This window comes from Holosporales bacterium, assembly GCA_031263535.1.
Lineage (GTDB): Bacteria > Pseudomonadota > Alphaproteobacteria > UBA3830 > JAIRWN01 > JAIRWN01.
In genome coordinates, this window is sequence record JAISFO010000033.1 from 1 (window position 1) to 17,265 (window position 17,265).

Here is a 17,265-nt window from a genome sequence, read left to right on the forward strand (position 1 = left end):
TTTGAAGAATCTGTTAGCCTCTGGCGCTGTTTTAGCAAACTGCCTGGGCTGCTGTACTGTTGGTGTCTTAGGCCTAAGCTTGGCAGCACAGGAAACACTGGCTGCAAGACCTAATATACATCAGTTGCTGCTGAGCTTTTCACAAAACGGCGAGATACCGGAAGATGGTAACATAATTGAACAAGTGCATGGACGTCTAAATCCTGCCAATAGAGCTGAGCTTGAAAGATGGTTGCAAAATCTGCATAGAGACGTAGGCAGCGATTACTTTGCGGATCAAAATGATATGGAGGGAAATCTTGTGCAGGCCATTGATGCGGTCAATCCAATGGCACGTGAGCATATACTAAACTTTGTCGATGACGTAGCGCGTAATCGCGTACTTTTAGAGTTAGGTATAGATAATGCGGCAGACAGAAATTATATAATCAGAGAATCAGCAACTGGCTATGGGCAAGATGATGGCAGTCTTAGGCTTAGTGGTAAAGCTGTCGATATCTTGATGGGTAAATACGGACTGAATCAAGAGCTGGCTAGAGAAATGCAGGCTTTGTTGACTGTACCTGATGAGCGTCGTGATTGGGATATAATGGAACGTGAGGCTGATGGTAGGTATACATGTCGACATTATCTGTGCAAGTCTGGTGCAGAAAGAAAGCGATTATTGGGATTAGAGTAAGTAATTTATACACTGTCGTCCAGCAAGAAATATGCATTAGTTATAACTGATGCGTAAAGCTGGACGCTCAATATTAGAAAGCTTTTGCAAACAACAAATTCTTGCTTAATAGTTGCAGGCTGTTTGTTGTTTAGGAAGACGCTTAGAGGGTAAGGACGGTCGTATAGTTAGCGCAATAGGTCTAGCCTTTAGGTTTTTTTGCGGTTGTGCTAACTCGCCCCCTTCCTAAGCGCAATTGCTAAGCAGGGATTGGGTTCCCAATTTAAGCCGATATGACAGGGCTTCAGATACATGCAGGCGAGATACGGATTGGCTTTGTTCCAAGTCTGCTATAGTCCTGGAAACACGAATAACACGATAATACCCTCTCGATGGTAGTCTCAGCTTCTCAGTCGCATCTACTAACATTGCGTCCGAATCAAATAGACGACGTATCTCGCTGTAGAAGAGACGACTAGGAGCAAATTTTTAAATAGGTTAAGCGATGCGCTGCCTTTCAAAGGGTTGCGCATGTATAGGTCTTGTGAAAAATACTGAAAGATTCCATATGAATGAATAATTTTTGATTTTTACTATATTTGCGCTGCTCATAGACTTGTTATGCAGAAATCTACTTGGCGCTTTTATGCACTTGATTTGTTATATAGAATTGTTTATACAAGCGCTTAGCTTACTTTTTGGATGTTAAGCGTGCTTGAGTATATAAGATCGTTCTGCGGCTTTTTTCTCCATCGATTTATCGGCTAGCAGCCGAGTCATTTTAACATCGCCTTAATACATTTAGTTTATTTACCGATAAAATTTGGAGCACAAAAATGCAAAAACAAATTGGGGCTATTTTGCTTATCGCCGGAACAAGCATTGGCAGCGGAATGATTGCTTTGCCTATGGTTTTGGCTAAGCTTGGACTCCTTCCAAGCATATTAGTCATGCTGATCGTTTGGTTGTCTTCGTACAAAAGCGCGCTGGTTAGCGTTGAATTGAATCTTCAGGCTGGAGCCGGCTTAGCCTTAGGGGCTTTAGGAAATAAATTCTCTGGCCGCAAAGCCGAAATTATCGGCAATATTAGCCTGAAGCTGCTGTTATATTCTCTGCTTGCGGTTTACGTGTGTGGCATGGCCTCGATCGGTCAGGAAATATTGGCAACTTATTGGCAGATAAACTTTTCATTCCTTAAATTGTCAACTTGGATCGCAATTGGAACCATTGCGCTGTTGACGGCTCCCATAAGGTGGATTGATTACGTGAACAGGGTCTTCTTCGCCGTCTTACTGGTGGTTTTTTTAGTATTATTGTGCGGAATTGTTGCGTCTGTAAATGTTTCGCGTTTGCCATTGGTGATTGACGCACAGCCTTCAAGTATGTTTTTTGTCTTATCGGTTGTTTTCACATCCTTCGGATTTCACGTGATATTTCATACACTTGCCAATTACTGTGGACTTGATGCAAAAATTTTGAAACGAGCGTTCTTTTATGGCAGCATTATACCCTTGCTTGTATACATAGCCTGGACATACGGCGTGTTAGGGGTGTTGTACAACGCTAATGAAGCGTTCTATATCCAAATGAGCGCTGGACATAAAGATGTAGGCGATCTGATTAAGGAGCTTAGCTCAATATCGAACCAGCCGAATATGCAGATTTTGGTCTGGATACTTTCAATATCTGCTGTTTTTACATCGGTCCTTGGGGTAGGCGCCGCTCTGACCAGTTCTCTAGACTTCATGCTAAAAAGCAGGATTGCATCAGATTCAATCAGGAGGGTATCTTGCTCGGTTTTAGCCGTCGTTCCTGCGTACCTTACAGCAACTGTTATTCCGAACGCATTTATCAAGATCTTTGGCTTTGCTGGGGCGATATTGTCTTTCATCGCGATTTTCATGCCAGTTTATTTGTTCCTAAAAATGATTAGCGGACGGCGTTCAGTACAACTTTTTTATCAGGAGTTATCAAACAAATGGCTTTTTGGGCTGCTGCTTCTTTTTGGCATTCTCGTTACGATGAGCGAAGTAATTTGATTCGTAATCATTGGCCTCAATGACATACGAAAGGCGCTTTTAATGCTTTCCATTTTCTGAACATTCGTTTGATATCTTGGTCATCGGGAAGCGAATCTTCTTCGTCAAACTTAACCCATCTCAAGTCATATGATTCTTCATTGATAACATAAGGTTCGTCTTTCGTTGCCTTTAGGTAAAACCTGACATCATAGTGATAGTGTTCAGGAATATCTTTATATAAAGGAACAAGGTGCACACCGATGTCAAAGATATCGCCGTTAACGGGCTTAACGGAAAGCCCTGATTCTTCATAGGCCTCTTTTAGCGATACTCTAAGCAAATCACTGTCACCGTCGGCGTGGCCTCCTAGTTGAAGCCAGCCTTCGTGCTTCCTGTGATGCATAAGCAAGATAGAATCTCCGTAAAAATTCTCAATCCAACAGCTTCCCGTAAAATGACCTTTCAAGCAATCACGCTTAAAGCAATTTGGCTCATCTGCCAGAAAATTTAGCATTTTGGTTTTATTTTTAAGCTCTGCTTGATTTTCTGGAAGATAATTATTTAATAACTTAAGCAGTGACACGTCGCCTTCTCTTCAAGATTTACACTGATCGGAAGAAAGGCTGGTAATGACCTTTGCCTGAAGGTGTTTGGTTTTTTGGTCAAGGCTTTCACCTTTGCTCAGTTTAAAAACTTCGAAACCGACGGTGGTCTTTCTTGTTTTGATGTTATAAACAAGCACGCATATGGTGCAGTATTCATCAATCGCATTAAGTATTGCCCCACAATGCATAATCAAATCACCACAGATAACTACACCAAAGCCGTATCGATCTGAGCCGCCTCGGTTCATTTCAACCTGGCTTTCTGTTAACTTTTTGTACAAGCCGTGCTTTTCCAAATATTGACTCCATTTAAGAAGGTCTCTAGCTGTAGATATAACGCCTCCGCTTGGATTCATCTGTTTCATCAAAATGTTTGTCAGCGCTGCATGATTTAGGCCAATTAACCTCAAAGACTTTCGCAGCTTTTTAAACAATTCTTCTTCAGAGACATCGGAATGAAAAAACGTTCCACGCATACCTGCACGCTTGAATAATTCATTGGCCAAATCTTCATACCTACGCCCAGTAACCGATTCCAACACTCGGCCAATAATATCATAGTTCTCGTTTTGATAATTGTATCCGATGCGCCTCTTGCCAGTTTTAAAATCAACGCCAGAAGTATGGTGCAAAAGCTGCCTGACCGTACAACCATGTAAACGGTAATAAGCTTTTTCTTTTAGAAATTTTTTAACATCTGAATCTAGCCGCCCTGTTAGGTACTTTAAGGCCAAAACAGCGGTTACTTGTTTACTTATCGAACCGATAAAAAAGGGGGTATCTAAATTAACTTTAGGTTTTGCGTACACCAGTTTGGTGTTTGTGGCAATTATACTCGCCTTACAAAGGGAAAAACTAAAAAGGCAAAATATAATTACAAAAAATACACAGCAACTTAGGCATGGTTTCGGGCAATTACACAGCCGATTCATGTCTGCTCATCGCCATATGAGTTGGTTTTCATAATTTTAGCGGAATGCCCATAAAACAATAATATAGCCCCCCCACGTTATCCACTGAGCGAATGAAACATGCATCAAGCATCAAACCATAAGCATGCCGCCGTTTACATGTATGGTTTGGCCTGTAATGTATTGGGCTTCATCGCTAGCCAAAAAAACCGCAGTTGCAGCAACGTCTTGTGGCGTTCCAATCTTGCGCATCAGGATCCTTTCAACTAATTTTTCCTTTTGCTCATCGGTAAGCTTCCTTGTCATAGGAGAGTCTATAAACCCAGGAGCAATACAGTTTGCCGTAATCCCACGGCTGGCAATTTCCGCAGCGACTGTTTTTGTCATACCGACCAAGCCTGCTTTGGCCGCAGTATAGTTAGCTTGCCCGGGATTGCCAGTAGCCCCCACAATCGAGGAAATATTGATAATCCTGCCTTTACTGGTCCTTATCATGCTTTTAACGGCTTCGCGCATAAGAAGGAATGGCGCCGTCAAGTTAATATCCAAAACCTCTTGCCAAGAGTCGTCGGTCATACGTATAAAAAGCTTATCGCGCGTAATTCCTGCATTGTTGACCAATATGTCTATAAAGCCATTGGCTTTTTCGGCCTCTTGATAAGACGCAGGAATTTCGTCCGTTTTTGAAAGATCTAAATGGCAAATAGACACATTGCCCGCAAGCTCGTAAGCTAAGCTGTCTAAAACCTCGGCGTTGGTGCCGGACAAAATAACATGCGCGCCTTGCTGGTGAAATGCTCTGGCAATAGCTGAGCCAATTGCGCCAGTAGCCCCAGTTATAAATGCAGTTTTTCCAGATAAGCCAAACATGATGACCGCCCTTCCCTATCTTAACCAGATATTATGGCAGCAGCGCACTCTAGATCAACCACCGAGTTGATGGATAAAACCTCAATATCGGGCGCAGTCCTTTTTATAAGCCCCTTTAAGACGCTTCCTGGTCCAACTTCTATGATTTTATGTACCTTCACAGAGGAAATCGACAATATGCTTTCTCGCCATCTGATACGGCCAGTTATTTGGGCGGCTAGATTGTTGATTATAATGTTCGCATCGGTTTCCTTTTGAGCAGTGTAGTTTTGAATTATTGGCGTTGAAATACTGTTTGCTTTACACTCCATAAGGTGAGCCTTTAGCTCTTTGGCGGCTGGTGCCATAAGGCTGCAGTGCGAGGGAACAGATACATCAAGTGGGACGATTTTTTTGGCCCCGTTTTCCTTTGCAAGATCGCCGGCAAGCTCTAAAGCTGTTTTATAGCCGCTTAGTACGCACTGACCGGGACAATTATCATTAGCAACCTCGCATAAACTTGCTTTTTCGGTCGCAGTTGCGGCAATTTTTTCAATCAGCTTGATGTCATCTATTCCCAAAACTGCAAGCATACCCCCAACCCCGGCGGGGACAGCCGATTGCATGGCTAATCCACGTTTTTGAAGTAGTCGGGCCCCATCTTGAACGCTGAACATGCCAGCCGCAATCAGGGCCGTATACTCGCCAAGCGAATGTCCCGCCATGCAACAAGCGAAATCTTTAAGGCCAAAATCATTCGCCAAAACCCGCAAAACAGCTATGCCAACGGCCATAATCGCTGGCTGAGCGTTTTGGGTAAGCTTAAGCTGATCGCTGTGTTCTTCACGAAACATTATATCGCTTAGGTTCATTTCCAAAGCATCATCGACTTCTTCAAACAACAGCTTAGCCGATGAAAAATTGTCATACAACCACTGTCCCATGCCAGGCTTTTGAACCCCTTGGCCTGGGAAAACAGTCGCTATGCGATCCATTGTAGTCGCTTTGTTTTCAAATCGCCAAAGCAGCGAATACTATAAGGCATTGATAAAACCGCCCTTATTTTCTTCTTCCAGGCTTTTGAAGGTTATCAAGGATGTGATCTGCATGAGTACGGCCAGTATCTCTGACAGGCGTTATGGCTTTGTCGAAAACTATCTTTTGATGATCTAGCTCAACTATCTGCCAGTCGGACAGAATGCCTCTTTGGTTAAATGTGACCAGAACGGCTTTTTCCTCTGTAACCTTGGGGTCGAAAAAGGAAATACTCCTCAATCTGCGGCCTATATATAAAACCCTGTTACCATCAAGCTTAAACGACGGAGTGCCAAGGATTTCATAAACATCGTTCACACCGTGTACGCCGATTTTTAAGTTGTTTAGGTCGTCAGCTTCGCACAAGTTGCCGGATGTGCTTATTACAGGCTTGCATCCCGAAACAAACATCAACAAAAATACAAAAACTATTCTAATTAAACCGTTCATACACCTCACCTAGATACGACCTAGCCTTGCTTATAATAAAGCAAGTATAACAGCTTTACTAAGAAAAACAAATGCTGCTAGTACTGATGCTCAGACGTAATAACTAGTGATAATTAGCAAAGATAACGCCATTATTTCTTTGTTATCATCATAACTGGCTTAAGCTGCGGCCCAGAAGCATTTAATCTTGTGTTGGGCATCTGCGGCCAAAACCGACTTACATAAGAAACAGTTGTGAATTCTAAACCATCTATTTGTGATTTAGCTGGTTCGCCAAAATAATCAATAAAGCTTTCTTTATATCCATTTAAAAAGGTGGCAACTTCTTCAAATGGCGAGTTTGGCATCAGTTGAGGGCCTGAATCAAGATTTCTGACCTTTATTATTTGTGGCACACTCAAAAATGCCAATGGATTATTAGATACTTCGTTGTAGAACCACGTGTAGTCCCCAAGTTCAACCGAATTAGAATTATACTGCCTAATCAAAGATAAGCCCTCAGCATCAACCTTATCACCAATCATTGGAAATGACGATATAATAAGGTGACCGCCTGGTTTTAGACAGGTTAGTGCCCCAGTAACCGCATTAGGAGTAAATGCGTAACACGCTGGAAGGTTTTCAAGAATCACAATATCCAATTTGCCAGCCATATCGTGCTCAACAGCAAATTGTTGTAATTGCAACACATCGCAATTTAAGTCTGGAGTAAATGATTCTACACCTCGCAATGTATCTACTCCTTGAACGAAGTCCATTAGCAGGTAAGAATATGCGCCTCGTCCATAGTTTCTTACATCTATACGAGTACCATTGGAATATTCCCCTCTGCCATTGCCAACAATCAGCGTAGCCGGCAGAGCGTCAACTTTACATTTAAGATAGTCTAAGTAATGTTGCGGATTGGCAAAGTTTATGCCGGATAAAAATTCTTGTGGAGGCAATGCTTCTAAGCTACTGTCTGGAAAAGTACTACATGCTAGCTCTGCTGAAAAAATACTTAAAATAAGCAGCGATGATTTGGCGATTTTTATGGGCATATTTTTTGCACAATCACACTATAAATTATATTATGTCATACAAAAATCAATTTTGTGTAAACAAAATTAAGTTTAGATTAACTGACGGTTATTTAAAAGGGCATAAAATCTATTAAAAGGCCGGACCACACTGATTTGCGTGATGTATTTTTACCAGTGATATACAGGTGGTCTTGCGCTCTGGTAAGCGCCACATAAAGCAATCGTTGCTTTTCGTGTTCTTGCTCTTGTTTCAGCCCATTAAAATAATCAGCAATTTTGGCAGGTATTTTTAGGCCGCTTGGAGAGAAAACCGGCAGTATGCTGCTATAAGTATCATTGGTGTTAAGCCAGGCAGGGGGAAGGTCATTCCTGCTTTGACTGTGTATATCGGCCAGTATTACAAAAGGGGCTTGAAGCCCTTTGGCCCTGTGGACGGTCATTACACGAATTTTATTATACTGACCAAATTCGCGCTTAAGCCTGGGGCGCCTTTTTAGAAGCCATGGAACAAAATTCTCAATGGTCAGAGTATTACTGTTTTCATACTTTAAAATAACCTCCATAAACTCATTAATCACGTCGTTTGCCCCACTTCCCAGACGAGCAATAATACTGCTTCTAATGCCATGTATAGGGTCATCCAAAACACCTTCAAAAAAACTGTACGGAGGCTGACTACTTGCCATCTGTCGCCACTTGTTCAGCAGCATGAGCGTGTTGCCAAGCCCGTCGCGCATTTGTGTTTGATCGGCTAGCCTTTCAATTTGTTGATACACGCTTTCCTGACGATTCATGCATAGCTTCATTAAAACGGCCTCATCCATTGCAATCAGCGGAGACTTCAAAAGACAGGCCAAATTGAAATCATCGTATGGGTTAAGCACAAATTTGCTGAGGGCAATAAGATCTTCCGTTACGATTTCGTCGGTTAAGGTAAACTGATCTACTCCTTCGACCGGCAAGCCCAGATTCTGAAGCTCTTTGATAATAAGCCCCATTAGCGCCCCTCTCTGTTGCAGGAGTATTAGGAAATCACCTGCGGTAACTTCGCGATTTTTCGATGGAACAAAAGTTTTATGCTTTAAAATTCTTGCAATTTTATCGGCTATACTGCGCGCCAGAACGATGTCCGGCTCTGTTGTAGCGTCAATTTCGAGCAAAATTGTCATAGGTAACGCTTGCCCGTCCTGTTTGTTTTCAATAAGCGGCCAGAATTCGACTAGCCCAGTGTCACGCTCTCTAAAAGCAACGTGTTCAGTCGGAAGTGTTCCTAGGCCTGGCGTTTTTTGCGGATCAGCAAAGATTTTATCGACGAAACTAAGCACTTGAGGCACAGATCTGTATGACAAATTAAGCCTTACGTCATGCCATCTGAGGCCGGCTTTGATGGTTTTTTGCTTAAAATACTTGCGGGCGTTTATAAATGACTGATGACTGGCCCCCTGAAATCCATAGATAGACTGTTTGTGGTCGCCTACTACAAACAACGTTTTCGCGCTATCTGCAAAGAAATTGGCGCTAAGCGCCTTTAGTACCTCCCACTGCAAGGGGCTGGTATCTTGGGCTTCATCAACCAATATGTGTGAGATGCCGCCGTCAAGCTTATACATGATCCAGCTGTTGTCCACATCGCGAAGCAGTATTAGGGCGTTGAAGATCAGGTCGTCGTAATCAAGCCTGTCGCGCTTAAGGCATCGGTACCGACCGTACACATCCTTGGTTACCAAAGCCAACGCTGCGTTGGCATTAACGAAAAGGTCGTCAGCCTCGTCTCCAAAAAGCTCATCGTATCCTGATTGAATCTCATCATCGGTTTTTTTACATAAAAGCTCAGCGTGAATGCGGTCTTTTATTAACTGCGCAATAAGGTCAACCGCTGATGCATCGTTTTTAAACATACTGATGGCTTCGTATGCCTTTATTAGATTGGGATTTGTGGCTGCCAGGGCAATCGAGGCCCGCAACGCTGACCTTAACAATTCGGAAGCTTCATAATCATCCAAAACCTGTATAGGCGCGCTCAAGCCGGCTTCCATCGGAAAGGCCTCAAGCAACCTTTGGCAGAAGCTGTGAATCGTTTGAACCTTAAAGTCACTGCCGGCGTCCAGGACTTCATCAAACAAACGCCTACACCTGTCTATTTGATCGCCGTTAGAATAAGGGATTAGTTCGTTAAGTTCGAGGCGTAGTACATTGTCATCACACGCTTTCCAACGGCTCAGCTTATCCTTTACGCGGCTTAGCATCTCGGCGGCAGCAGCTTTGGTAAACGTGATACACAATATCTTTTGCGTAGGTACACCACTGGCCAGTAAAGCTAAGATTCGGTCGACCAGCGCTTTGGTCTTTCCGGTACCGGCCGAGGCCTCAATCCAGACGCTTGCCCCGATATCGCATATATTCCTCAACTCGGTGCCGACCATTCTTTTTCTCGCGCCAGACGGCTATAATGACTCACGCCGCAGGGTTTGGCTGGAAACATCCCGCTGGAAAATAGATGATAAATCTCCTCTTGAATTTTGCTGATAATCGCTTGCTTATTTTCCAGGATTTTATCGCCAAACACCGTTGTTTCTTTGATCGATTTAATACCCCCATGCATGTGCAGAAATCGTACGTTTATCTTGCTTGGTTTTTGCGCAAGGGAAATGCTGCTGGCAATGATGATTTGCAAATTAGTCTTTAAATCCAGCCCAGCTTTAATATCGCTTATATTTTGCTGGGCCGATCCTTTGTAATTTACGATTTCAATACTGGCTTGATCATCAGACGATCCAAACTTGACCAAATCAAACTTTGTTTTAACCTCAAGGCTACTGCCATCAAGCAGATCAAACGTGATACTGCCTGCGATCTCTCTTGACCCCTGATCGGAAGAAAACATCATATCTAAATCTTGTACAATGCGCTTATCCTTAAGCTGTTGCAGAGTTTTATCGGCTTCAGCTAACAAGCTTCGGCCGGATATCTTTCTTCTTAAGTTTAGGGTTTTATTCGGCTCGTCCCAAAAGTTTGGGCAAGGAGTCAGCTTAAGAACATGCTTAGCGTATACCTCATAGGGATTTTTAAATAACGTATTCAAATCGCTAAGACTTAACTCTTTTATTTGAGTGCTCGCTGGCGCTAAGGGACACGGTGGAAGAACTTTTGATTGAGGGTTACTGCGATTTTGATCACGAGCTCGGCTCAGCCAGTGTTCCCCCCGCTGTCTGGCTAACTCGGCATTACCTTTTAGGGAAGCCATAAGCCGTACAAGCCATCTGGACGGTTGAGTAGGCGAGCCGTCCTTGGTTTTGCTGCGGGTAAGAAATACATTTTTGCCGCAAAGGGCTTTTGAAAACTCCAGCCCAAACAACTCAACCTTTCGGTCAAATGACTGCAGGCCTACTTTGCTTAGTATGCTTTGGCTCAGCAGGTTGCCTGCGATGTTTTTTATGGGTGGCCAGGTTCCTTCGTTAACATCTGGGATAATTAAGTTAGGCGCATCTAACAGCCTGGATTCCAGCACCCCTAGCGAATACAGGTGTTTGCCATCGCCATCACCTTGTGAGGTTGGTTTAATCTTCCAAAATAAAAGGCAAAATACATTTACGTACTCGTCTGCCGGCACGATTTCATTAAGCAACGGACTTAGCAGGTTTTCTAATTTGCTCCAAATGCCGGCAACATCGCTTTCAGGGCGCAAAATATCATTGGCTATATGCCCAGACGATTCTTGATTTAAAACGTCAACAAAATCCTTATGAATCTTTATCCAGTCACGTATGGCGTGGGGCCTGTCAACTGACGGAAGGGATTTTAAAAATGACATAACGTTAAAGATTTTATGCGATGAGCACGGCATTTTTTCTTCTATGAACTGTGCATGTTCATTGACGGCAGATATAAAATATCTATGCGCTTGAGTTTCACCTCGAAGCGCTAATTCAAAGGTCGCAAGCTCTTTAAAAATATCCTTGTCAAAGTTAAATGTATTTTTAAGTGCCTCCAGCGTCGGATGGGTCGAAAAGCTGCTCGAAATAACCTCTGCGATCTGCCTTAGCACAGTAAACTCTGCCGTCTTGGACAGCGGATCTGACTGAGAGTTATAAAACCCAAAACCAAATAATTTTACTATTTCCCTGATGCGCAAAGCGGATGAAGCCTCTGCGGTGATCAACAAGGGTGTTGGCGAAATTTCCCTAATAATAAGGGCGTTTACGGCGGCTTCTTCCTGTGGATTTTCGCACTCTATTATCGTGATGCTGGGAATATCAGCTTGGATTTTATAATCAGCAGAAGGCAGCACTGCACTTATATGTTTTTCTGTTGGGCTAATCTTACAGATCGTCGAAATGCTGCCCGGCTCAACACCAATTGAGGTAAGCAAGCGCTGGAATGAGCGCTGCAGCGAATAACGCTTGAGCGTATGCCCTAGAGCTTCCGGATCAGCGCCGAGCAGAACTACACAGCCAAAAGGCAGCTCAGAGATAGTTTTTACTAGCCGATTAACTGACGGGAATGCGCCGTTCAGGCCAATGGCGAAAACCGGATATTGCGGAGGATTACTGGCCCACTTCTGACTCAGCATATCCAGGCTATGCTTAGTTTTATCCTCAACCCAAAACCCGGCTATATGGCTTAAAAAGCTAAGTATTTTCTGGGCGTAAGCCGAAAGGTCCAGCGGCACAATGTCCTTAATCGCCTTTAAATTGATCTCCTCAAGGTTTAGCAACGTCAAAATTTCCTGAGCGTTATAAGTAATTGCCAAGCATTGACTTAGGCTCTTGTCGCGTCCAAAGTATTCACGGACTGCCTTAAACAGAGGGATTTGATCCGTTTGCTCTGTAGGAATTGGCTCACCTTCAGGGCCTAGGTCAAAAACAGAATAAGCCTTAATAAGATTGCTGTCGTCGGTCGCGCCTAATTGTTCAATTACACCGCGCCTAAGCTTTTTTGCCGATCTGCGTGTAGGGGTTAGCAGTAAAATCGGCTCGTCTTTCACCTTATCCAACATCCATTTACTGAATGCGGGGATAAACGGCTCAGAAAAGCCAAAGTTAATAACGTTACTACTCATCAGATTTCGCGGGTAACAGGCGTTTGCCTACAGGACTAAGCCTTTGTCGCCAGAATGTATTGGACTCAAGCTTTATTTCCCTCTCGTCTCCTAGAATCTCAAAATATATTCGCAATGTATCTTTGGGCAATAAGGCCTCGGCCAGCTGGGGCCACTCAATGATGCACACCCCTTGTGAAAGTATATCCGGAAAGCCCAGCTCAAAAAGTTCGCTTTCGCTGTTAAGCCTGTACAGATCTATATGAAAAACCGTTCCTATCCGCGTTTGGTAGGGTTTTATTAAATTAAATGTTGGGCTTGGGATGCTAGTCTGGTTTTTGTTGAGGGTTTGGATAATGCCCCTGGCAAATTCACTTTTGCCGACGCCTAAATTGCCGTACAAAGCCAGACAGTCGCCACTCTTCAGCACAGCCGCCAGCCGCTCGGCCAGCGCCCATGTTTGTTGCACGTTAGTACTTTTGAAGTTAAGCGTATCTCCTGGCATGTTTTTTACAATTGAGTATACTAAGCACGTCGATGCTAGCTTAACTTTAAACTAAAACGAAAGAGGGATTTGGTGAAAACCGCAGATGTTGCGATTATCGGTGGCGGGCCAGCGGGTCTGTTTTGCGCCCTTGAGTGCCGGCTTATGGGGCTTGAGTGTATACTTATCGAGGCCTTAGGAAACCTTGGCGGGCAGTGTTCCGCTCTTTATCCTGATAAAGAGATTTTGGACATTCCTGGACTACCCAGAGTATTGGCCAGGGATTTAATATCCTCGTTAATCAAGCAAGCCATGCAGTTCGGGCCTGAGTATTTGCTTGAGCGTAAAATAACCGCCCTTACAAAAGGCGTCGAGGCGGACACGTGGCGTCTTTGCACCAGCCATGATGCAGTCGTGTGTAAGTCAGTCGTTATCGCAACTGGCGGAGGGGCTTTTGACTTCAACAAAATTCCTTTGCCAGAAGCTCGCCAATTCGAGGGCGTCAGCTTATTTTACGCCATAAAAGACAAGTCGGCTATGCAAGATAAAGTCGTATCAATCATTGGCGGCGGCGATGCTGCGTTGGATTGGACGCTTGCTTTGGCAGATACAGCTAAGACGATTAACCTTATACATCGCAGGGACAACTTCAAAGCCACTCCTATCAGCTTAGATAGGCTGGCGACCCTCTCAGATCAAGGCAAAGTTAAAGTTTTTACCCCATACCAACTAGGCGTTATGGCTGGACACGACGGCCAGCTGACCTCCATTACCTTAGCTGCATGTTCTGGCGATGGGGCGGCCAATCAGGTAACTTTGGATACAGATGTGCTTTTGGCCTGCTTCGGATTGGCTATGGCGCGAAACACCTTTGAGGCCTGGGGGATTAATATTGAAAGCGGCAAGATCATCGTTGATAAAGCAAGCTATGCAACCAATCTGCCCTTAATATACGCCATAGGCGACGCAGCGACCTATGAAGGCAAAATCACCTCACTTCTGTCTGCATTCGCCGAAGGTGCAGCTGCAGCCAGGTCAATAAGGCGGCAACTAAAGGGTCAAACAGGACTGGATCGTCGTGGGTCTTTAGCGGCTTCCCAAAGATAAAAAGAGGCAATTGACGCATAAGGCGAGTATTTGCTTTTATATAAAGCGAAAGTTTCTGGGCTGAACGTATTCTCGTTATAAAGCACAGATATCCCTTTTTTGATTCCAAAGTCATTCCAACTCAGGATATTTTTCCTTTTAAGCGAGAAGATCATGCACATTTCCGCGCTCCATTTTCCAATACCTGGCAGCGATACAAGACGCTTTATAACTTCATCGTCTGATAAGTCAGCCAGAGCGTTGGCAGGAAAGCTTTCGCTTAAAAAGGCGGACGCTACGGCTTGAATGTATTCGATTCTTCGTTTTGGTATACCAATCCCGTTCAGGTTACGTGCAGCCATGATGTTCTGTGGGGTTATGCTTTCAACCGCATGCAGTAATCTGTTAAACACTGTATTGGCTGCTTTTGACGATATTTGCTGACCGACAATACTTGTAACCAGACCACAAAAAAGATCCGGCTCTACTGCTCTTTCTATGAACCCTACTTGAATTATGAACCTGCCCAAAACCGGGTCTGACCTAATTAGATGGCCAACCTCTTCCTGACTATATTCAAAATAAGCTATATCCCCCACTCCTTTTAATCTTAGCAGCTTAAGTTTTAGATCAACCACATCTGAACAGCTACTGATTTTTTATTATACGCTGGCAAGACATAATCTTTGGAACAGAGGTTTTTCTCTAAAACATTGCTTATGGCGCGGCTGTGATTTAGATACGCGCCTAAATGAAATATAAATCCCCTTTCGCTAGTATGATCAATAAGTTACTTGCCAAATTTAGCGAATAAGAAACAAAGCTCATTTAAATTAACTTTTTATTCATGATGACATGATAATTTTACTATTATGGATTAAGAGGAACAATGATGAATAAGAAACTTTTATTGAGCATGGCTGTTGTTGGTGGGGTTATCTGCTCTGATGTTTGTTTGTCGGAGGTTGAATCAACGAACCCAGCACCATTAAGTACAGCGGAATATCAGCATAACCTGATGCAAAAAATGAAAGACGAGGGAGTAGATTCTCGCCTTCGCTCAAGGAAATTCTCAATCAAATCCCGAAGGCTTGGAGCAAATGGGGCAGGGGTAAGAAAAGTTTTTCCTGTCGAGTCAAAATAGCGCATATAATTATAGCCAAGTCTTTAGTTAAATGCAAAGACTTGGCTATAATTATATGGACTATCTTAACTTAATAGGAAAGCCTTATCTTCTTCCCGATACACTTGCTCCAAGCATTAGTGAGGTAATTGAGAATTGATTTGAGAAAAATGGCAGGAGCGTAATTACTTAAATCAACCGGTTCAACTTCATACGGAAATTATTGAATTTGTTTGGAAAAATCCAATTCAAGAGATTTTTCATTACTATATCTAACATAATGTTTTACGCACCAACACTACAGAACAATAACGTGATAATTGATGTTCGTATTTTCATTTCAATTTTACTGTGCATAAAATTGGCTATACGTCTAGTACAAATTATCCATTATATTAAATAAGTAATATTTTTGTAAAGCGATTCTTACGACCATCGTTCAGGGTAAGTATTTATACAGCCAACATTCTGTAGAATATTGCCCTTAATCATTCATCTGAACAAAGGATGTTTTGCCTTTTTAGTTAGGTGATTGTCTTTTACGCATTTTATTATTGAAATTTTAACAAAAATATATGCTTACAATTGGGTCGATAGTGGCTCTAAGGTTAATCTGGGTCAGGATGATTTAGAACCTAATTGTTTGAGAGGAAAAATTATATGTCTAAGGAAAAGTTGAGTTTTAGTAAGTTGACAGCCTCCGGCGCAGTAGTCGCAGGATGCCTTGGGTATTGTGGGATTATTGGTGTAGGCGTTGGAATGTTGACAGAAGAAGTGCAGGCCGCAAGGGCGCTACAACCTCAGGCGGAGACAGATCAGGAACGTGTGCATCGTTTGATGCAAAGATGCTATCCTGCTGATGGACCAATAGGTTGGCACGGCGAACGTCTTGAGAGTGTGTGTAAAAATCTAGATCCGCAAAACAGAGCTGAGTTTGAATCATGGCTAGAGAAGGTAGCAGACCGCAATTTTATGGATGGAGCTGGAATGCAACCGGGGCTTGTCAATGCTATTAAAACGATTTGTGACACGATTGGCTGCACTGAGAGCTGTGATCAATTAGTGTCGTGGTTTATTGGATCAGTAGCAAAGGCGCATTTGCTTTCTGATGTAGGGGTTCCAGCCAAAGATAGGGAGGGTATTGCTGTCCGCGCAAGCGGTATCACTAAACAATACGACCCCAGCCGTTGGATGGCTGCTGAGGATGTAACTGGTACGCTTCAAACGATAGCTGGTTTGGATAAAAAGAGAGCTGAAGAGGTTCAGGCTATGTTAAATCAGGAAGTAGCTCGGGATCAGGGCATAATAGACGATCTTACGACCAATCCTCAATTAACGCCTTATGAGCGGTTTCTGTGCAAAACAGAAGATGACAAAAAGGCGGCAATAGGGCTTATAGATTAACAGTGGTTCTCGGTGTTGTGAGGTATTTGTACAGCAGCAGCGGAAAAGGAAGCGATGAGCGGTTTTGATGAGGGCTTGCCCTGATCTTCAGCAGCTCAGCCTGGAATTTAGGTTGGGCTGCACTTTGGTTTACAATGAATGTATTAGACGAAGAAGCATAGACTGTATTGCTGTCTACCATGTTCAAGTATGATCGGTAATGTAGAGGATCCCATGCTTCTATAAAGATTGCTGCCAATACGTCTAAATTAAGTTTTATCTTATCGTAATTTAGTAAGACTTGCAGATTATCAACTAATCCTTGTACTTGCGGATTTTGTTTAATTTTCTCAACCACAAATCTAAATAAAATAACGGCAGCTTTCGTCAAATATCAAGAATTCCAAAAATTCTGTGTGGAATTCACAGCGTTAAACTGCGCAGCTGCCAATTGATAGCCCAGCTAATGGCCGATTTTAAATTGTAAAACGATTTTTAAAAAACTTCGCAACTAATACGTAGAAAGGTTTATGTGCTGAAATGGATAAACTGTTTATTTATTCTAGAAAAACAAATCAAAACATAGGCTACTATTTATAT

17 protein-coding genes are annotated in these 17,265 nt (G+C 43.1%); 5 read left to right on the top strand and 12 right to left on the bottom strand.

Annotation, left to right across the window (positions count from 1 at the left end; translation table 11 throughout):
* Positions 1 to 679: hypothetical protein (locus LBL30_03895; protein ID MDR1032233.1), on the top strand; the 679-nt coding region annotated here is incomplete at its 5' end.
* A gap of 225 nt (positions 680 to 904) precedes the next feature.
* On the opposite strand, the gene LBL30_03900 is transcribed toward LBL30_03895, so the two are convergent.
* On the bottom strand, positions 905 to 1,087 hold the full coding sequence (locus LBL30_03900; protein ID MDR1032234.1) for a hypothetical protein: 183 nt from the start codon (positions 1,085 to 1,087) through the stop codon (positions 905 to 907).
* A 407-nt stretch (positions 1,088 to 1,494) separates the two neighbouring features.
* On the opposite strand from LBL30_03900, the gene LBL30_03905 reads away from it, so the two are divergent.
* A complete protein-coding gene (locus LBL30_03905) occupies positions 1,495 to 2,697 on the top strand; it encodes a hypothetical protein (protein ID MDR1032235.1) in 1,203 nt (400 codons plus the stop codon).
* 16 nt (positions 2,698 to 2,713) lie between these two features.
* On the opposite strand, the gene LBL30_03910 is transcribed toward LBL30_03905, so the two are convergent.
* The 9 genes from LBL30_03910 to tsaE form a co-directional block, all read right to left on the bottom strand.
* The gene (locus LBL30_03910; GenBank protein MDR1032236.1) at positions 2,714 to 3,262 is read right to left on the bottom strand and encodes an NUDIX hydrolase; all 549 of its coding nucleotides are present in this window, start codon (positions 3,260 to 3,262) and stop codon (positions 2,714 to 2,716) included.
* A gap of 12 nt (positions 3,263 to 3,274) precedes the next feature.
* Entirely contained in the window at positions 3,275 to 4,216 is a 942-nt protein-coding gene (locus LBL30_03915; protein MDR1032237.1) for a beta-lactamase family protein, read from the bottom strand.
* A gap of 111 nt (positions 4,217 to 4,327) precedes the next feature.
* Positions 4,328 to 5,065 (bottom strand): 3-oxoacyl-[acyl-carrier-protein] reductase, encoded by a 738-nt coding sequence (fabG, locus tag LBL30_03920; GenBank protein ID MDR1032238.1) that lies wholly within the window; start codon positions 5,063 to 5,065, stop codon positions 4,328 to 4,330.
* Between the two features lie 20 nt (positions 5,066 to 5,085).
* Positions 5,086 to 6,039, bottom strand: a complete 954-nt coding sequence (gene fabD / locus LBL30_03925; protein ID MDR1032239.1) for an ACP S-malonyltransferase — start codon at positions 6,037 to 6,039, stop codon at positions 5,086 to 5,088.
* Positions 6,040 to 6,103: 64 nt separating this feature from the next.
* Positions 6,104 to 6,529, bottom strand: a complete 426-nt coding sequence (gene bamE / locus LBL30_03930; protein MDR1032240.1) for an outer membrane protein assembly factor BamE — start codon at positions 6,527 to 6,529, stop codon at positions 6,104 to 6,106.
* A gap of 131 nt (positions 6,530 to 6,660) precedes the next feature.
* A complete protein-coding gene (locus LBL30_03935) occupies positions 6,661 to 7,569 on the bottom strand; it encodes a hypothetical protein (protein ID MDR1032241.1) in 909 nt (302 codons plus the stop codon).
* Positions 7,570 to 7,661: 92 nt separating this feature from the next.
* Entirely contained in the window at positions 7,662 to 9,974 is a 2,313-nt protein-coding gene (locus LBL30_03940; GenBank protein MDR1032242.1) for a UvrD-helicase domain-containing protein, read from the bottom strand.
* Positions 9,956 to 12,610: a hypothetical protein gene (locus tag LBL30_03945; GenBank protein ID MDR1032243.1), complete on the bottom strand. Its 2,655-nt coding sequence runs from the start codon at positions 12,608 to 12,610 to the stop codon at positions 9,956 to 9,958. The genes LBL30_03940 and LBL30_03945 overlap by 19 nt, the downstream gene beginning before the upstream one ends.
* Entirely contained in the window at positions 12,603 to 13,094 is a 492-nt protein-coding gene (gene tsaE / locus LBL30_03950) for a tRNA (adenosine(37)-N6)-threonylcarbamoyltransferase complex ATPase subunit type 1 TsaE (GenBank protein MDR1032244.1), read from the bottom strand. Before tsaE ends, LBL30_03945 begins: the two co-directional genes overlap by 8 nt.
* A 72-nt stretch (positions 13,095 to 13,166) precedes the next feature.
* Here tsaE and LBL30_03955 point away from each other — a divergent pair, with 72 nt between their 5' ends.
* Entirely contained in the window at positions 13,167 to 14,180 is a 1,014-nt protein-coding gene (locus tag LBL30_03955) for an NAD(P)/FAD-dependent oxidoreductase (GenBank protein MDR1032245.1), read from the top strand.
* Here LBL30_03955 and LBL30_03960 read toward each other — a convergent pair.
* Complete coding sequence (locus LBL30_03960; GenBank protein MDR1032246.1) at positions 14,132 to 14,797, bottom strand: hypothetical protein; 666 nt, start codon at positions 14,795 to 14,797, stop codon at positions 14,132 to 14,134. The two genes, LBL30_03955 and LBL30_03960, sit on opposite strands and share 49 nt — an antisense overlap.
* A gap of 254 nt (positions 14,798 to 15,051) precedes the next feature.
* Here LBL30_03960 and LBL30_03965 point away from each other — a divergent pair, with 254 nt between their 5' ends.
* Positions 15,052 to 15,303 carry a hypothetical protein gene (locus LBL30_03965; GenBank protein ID MDR1032247.1) on the top strand — a complete coding sequence of 84 codons (252 nt, stop codon included), beginning with the start codon at positions 15,052 to 15,054 and terminating at the stop codon, positions 15,301 to 15,303.
* A 639-nt stretch (positions 15,304 to 15,942) separates the two neighbouring features.
* Positions 15,943 to 16,686, top strand: a complete 744-nt coding sequence (locus LBL30_03970) for a hypothetical protein (GenBank protein MDR1032248.1) — start codon at positions 15,943 to 15,945, stop codon at positions 16,684 to 16,686.
* Here the strand turns inward: LBL30_03970 and LBL30_03975 are convergent.
* Positions 16,676 to 17,056, bottom strand: a complete 381-nt coding sequence (locus LBL30_03975) for a hypothetical protein (GenBank protein ID MDR1032249.1) — start codon at positions 17,054 to 17,056, stop codon at positions 16,676 to 16,678. The genes LBL30_03970 and LBL30_03975 overlap by 11 nt on opposite strands.
* Positions 17,057 to 17,265: the final 209 nt, after the last annotated feature.

What these genes read in the sequence shown, in the direction of transcription:
- LBL30_03900 (MDR1032234.1), bottom strand. Translation starts at nt 1,087, where the DNA reads ATGTTAGTAGATGCGACTGAGAAGCTGAGACTACCATCGAGAGGGTAT.
- LBL30_03905 (MDR1032235.1), top strand. Translation starts at nt 1,495, where the DNA reads ATGCAAAAACAAATTGGGGCTATTTTGCTTATCGCCGGAACAAGCATT.
- LBL30_03915 (MDR1032237.1), bottom strand. Translation starts at nt 4,216, where the DNA reads ATGAATCGGCTGTGTAATTGCCCGAAACCATGCCTAAGTTGCTGTGTA.
- fabG (MDR1032238.1), bottom strand. Translation starts at nt 5,065, where the DNA reads ATGTTTGGCTTATCTGGAAAAACTGCATTTATAACTGGGGCTACTGGC.
- fabD (MDR1032239.1), bottom strand. Translation starts at nt 6,039, where the DNA reads ATGGATCGCATAGCGACTGTTTTCCCAGGCCAAGGGGTTCAAAAGCCT.
- bamE (MDR1032240.1), bottom strand. Translation starts at nt 6,529, where the DNA reads ATGAACGGTTTAATTAGAATAGTTTTTGTATTTTTGTTGATGTTTGTT.
- LBL30_03935 (MDR1032241.1), bottom strand. Translation starts at nt 7,569, where the DNA reads ATGCCCATAAAAATCGCCAAATCATCGCTGCTTATTTTAAGTATTTTT.
- LBL30_03940 (MDR1032242.1), bottom strand. Translation starts at nt 9,974, where the DNA reads ATGGTCGGCACCGAGTTGAGGAATATATGCGATATCGGGGCAAGCGTC.
- LBL30_03945 (MDR1032243.1), bottom strand. Translation starts at nt 12,610, where the DNA reads ATGAGTAGTAACGTTATTAACTTTGGCTTTTCTGAGCCGTTTATCCCC.
- tsaE (MDR1032244.1), bottom strand. Translation starts at nt 13,094, where the DNA reads ATGCCAGGAGATACGCTTAACTTCAAAAGTACTAACGTGCAACAAACA.
- LBL30_03965 (MDR1032247.1), top strand. Translation starts at nt 15,052, where the DNA reads ATGAATAAGAAACTTTTATTGAGCATGGCTGTTGTTGGTGGGGTTATC.
- LBL30_03970 (MDR1032248.1), top strand. Translation starts at nt 15,943, where the DNA reads ATGTCTAAGGAAAAGTTGAGTTTTAGTAAGTTGACAGCCTCCGGCGCA.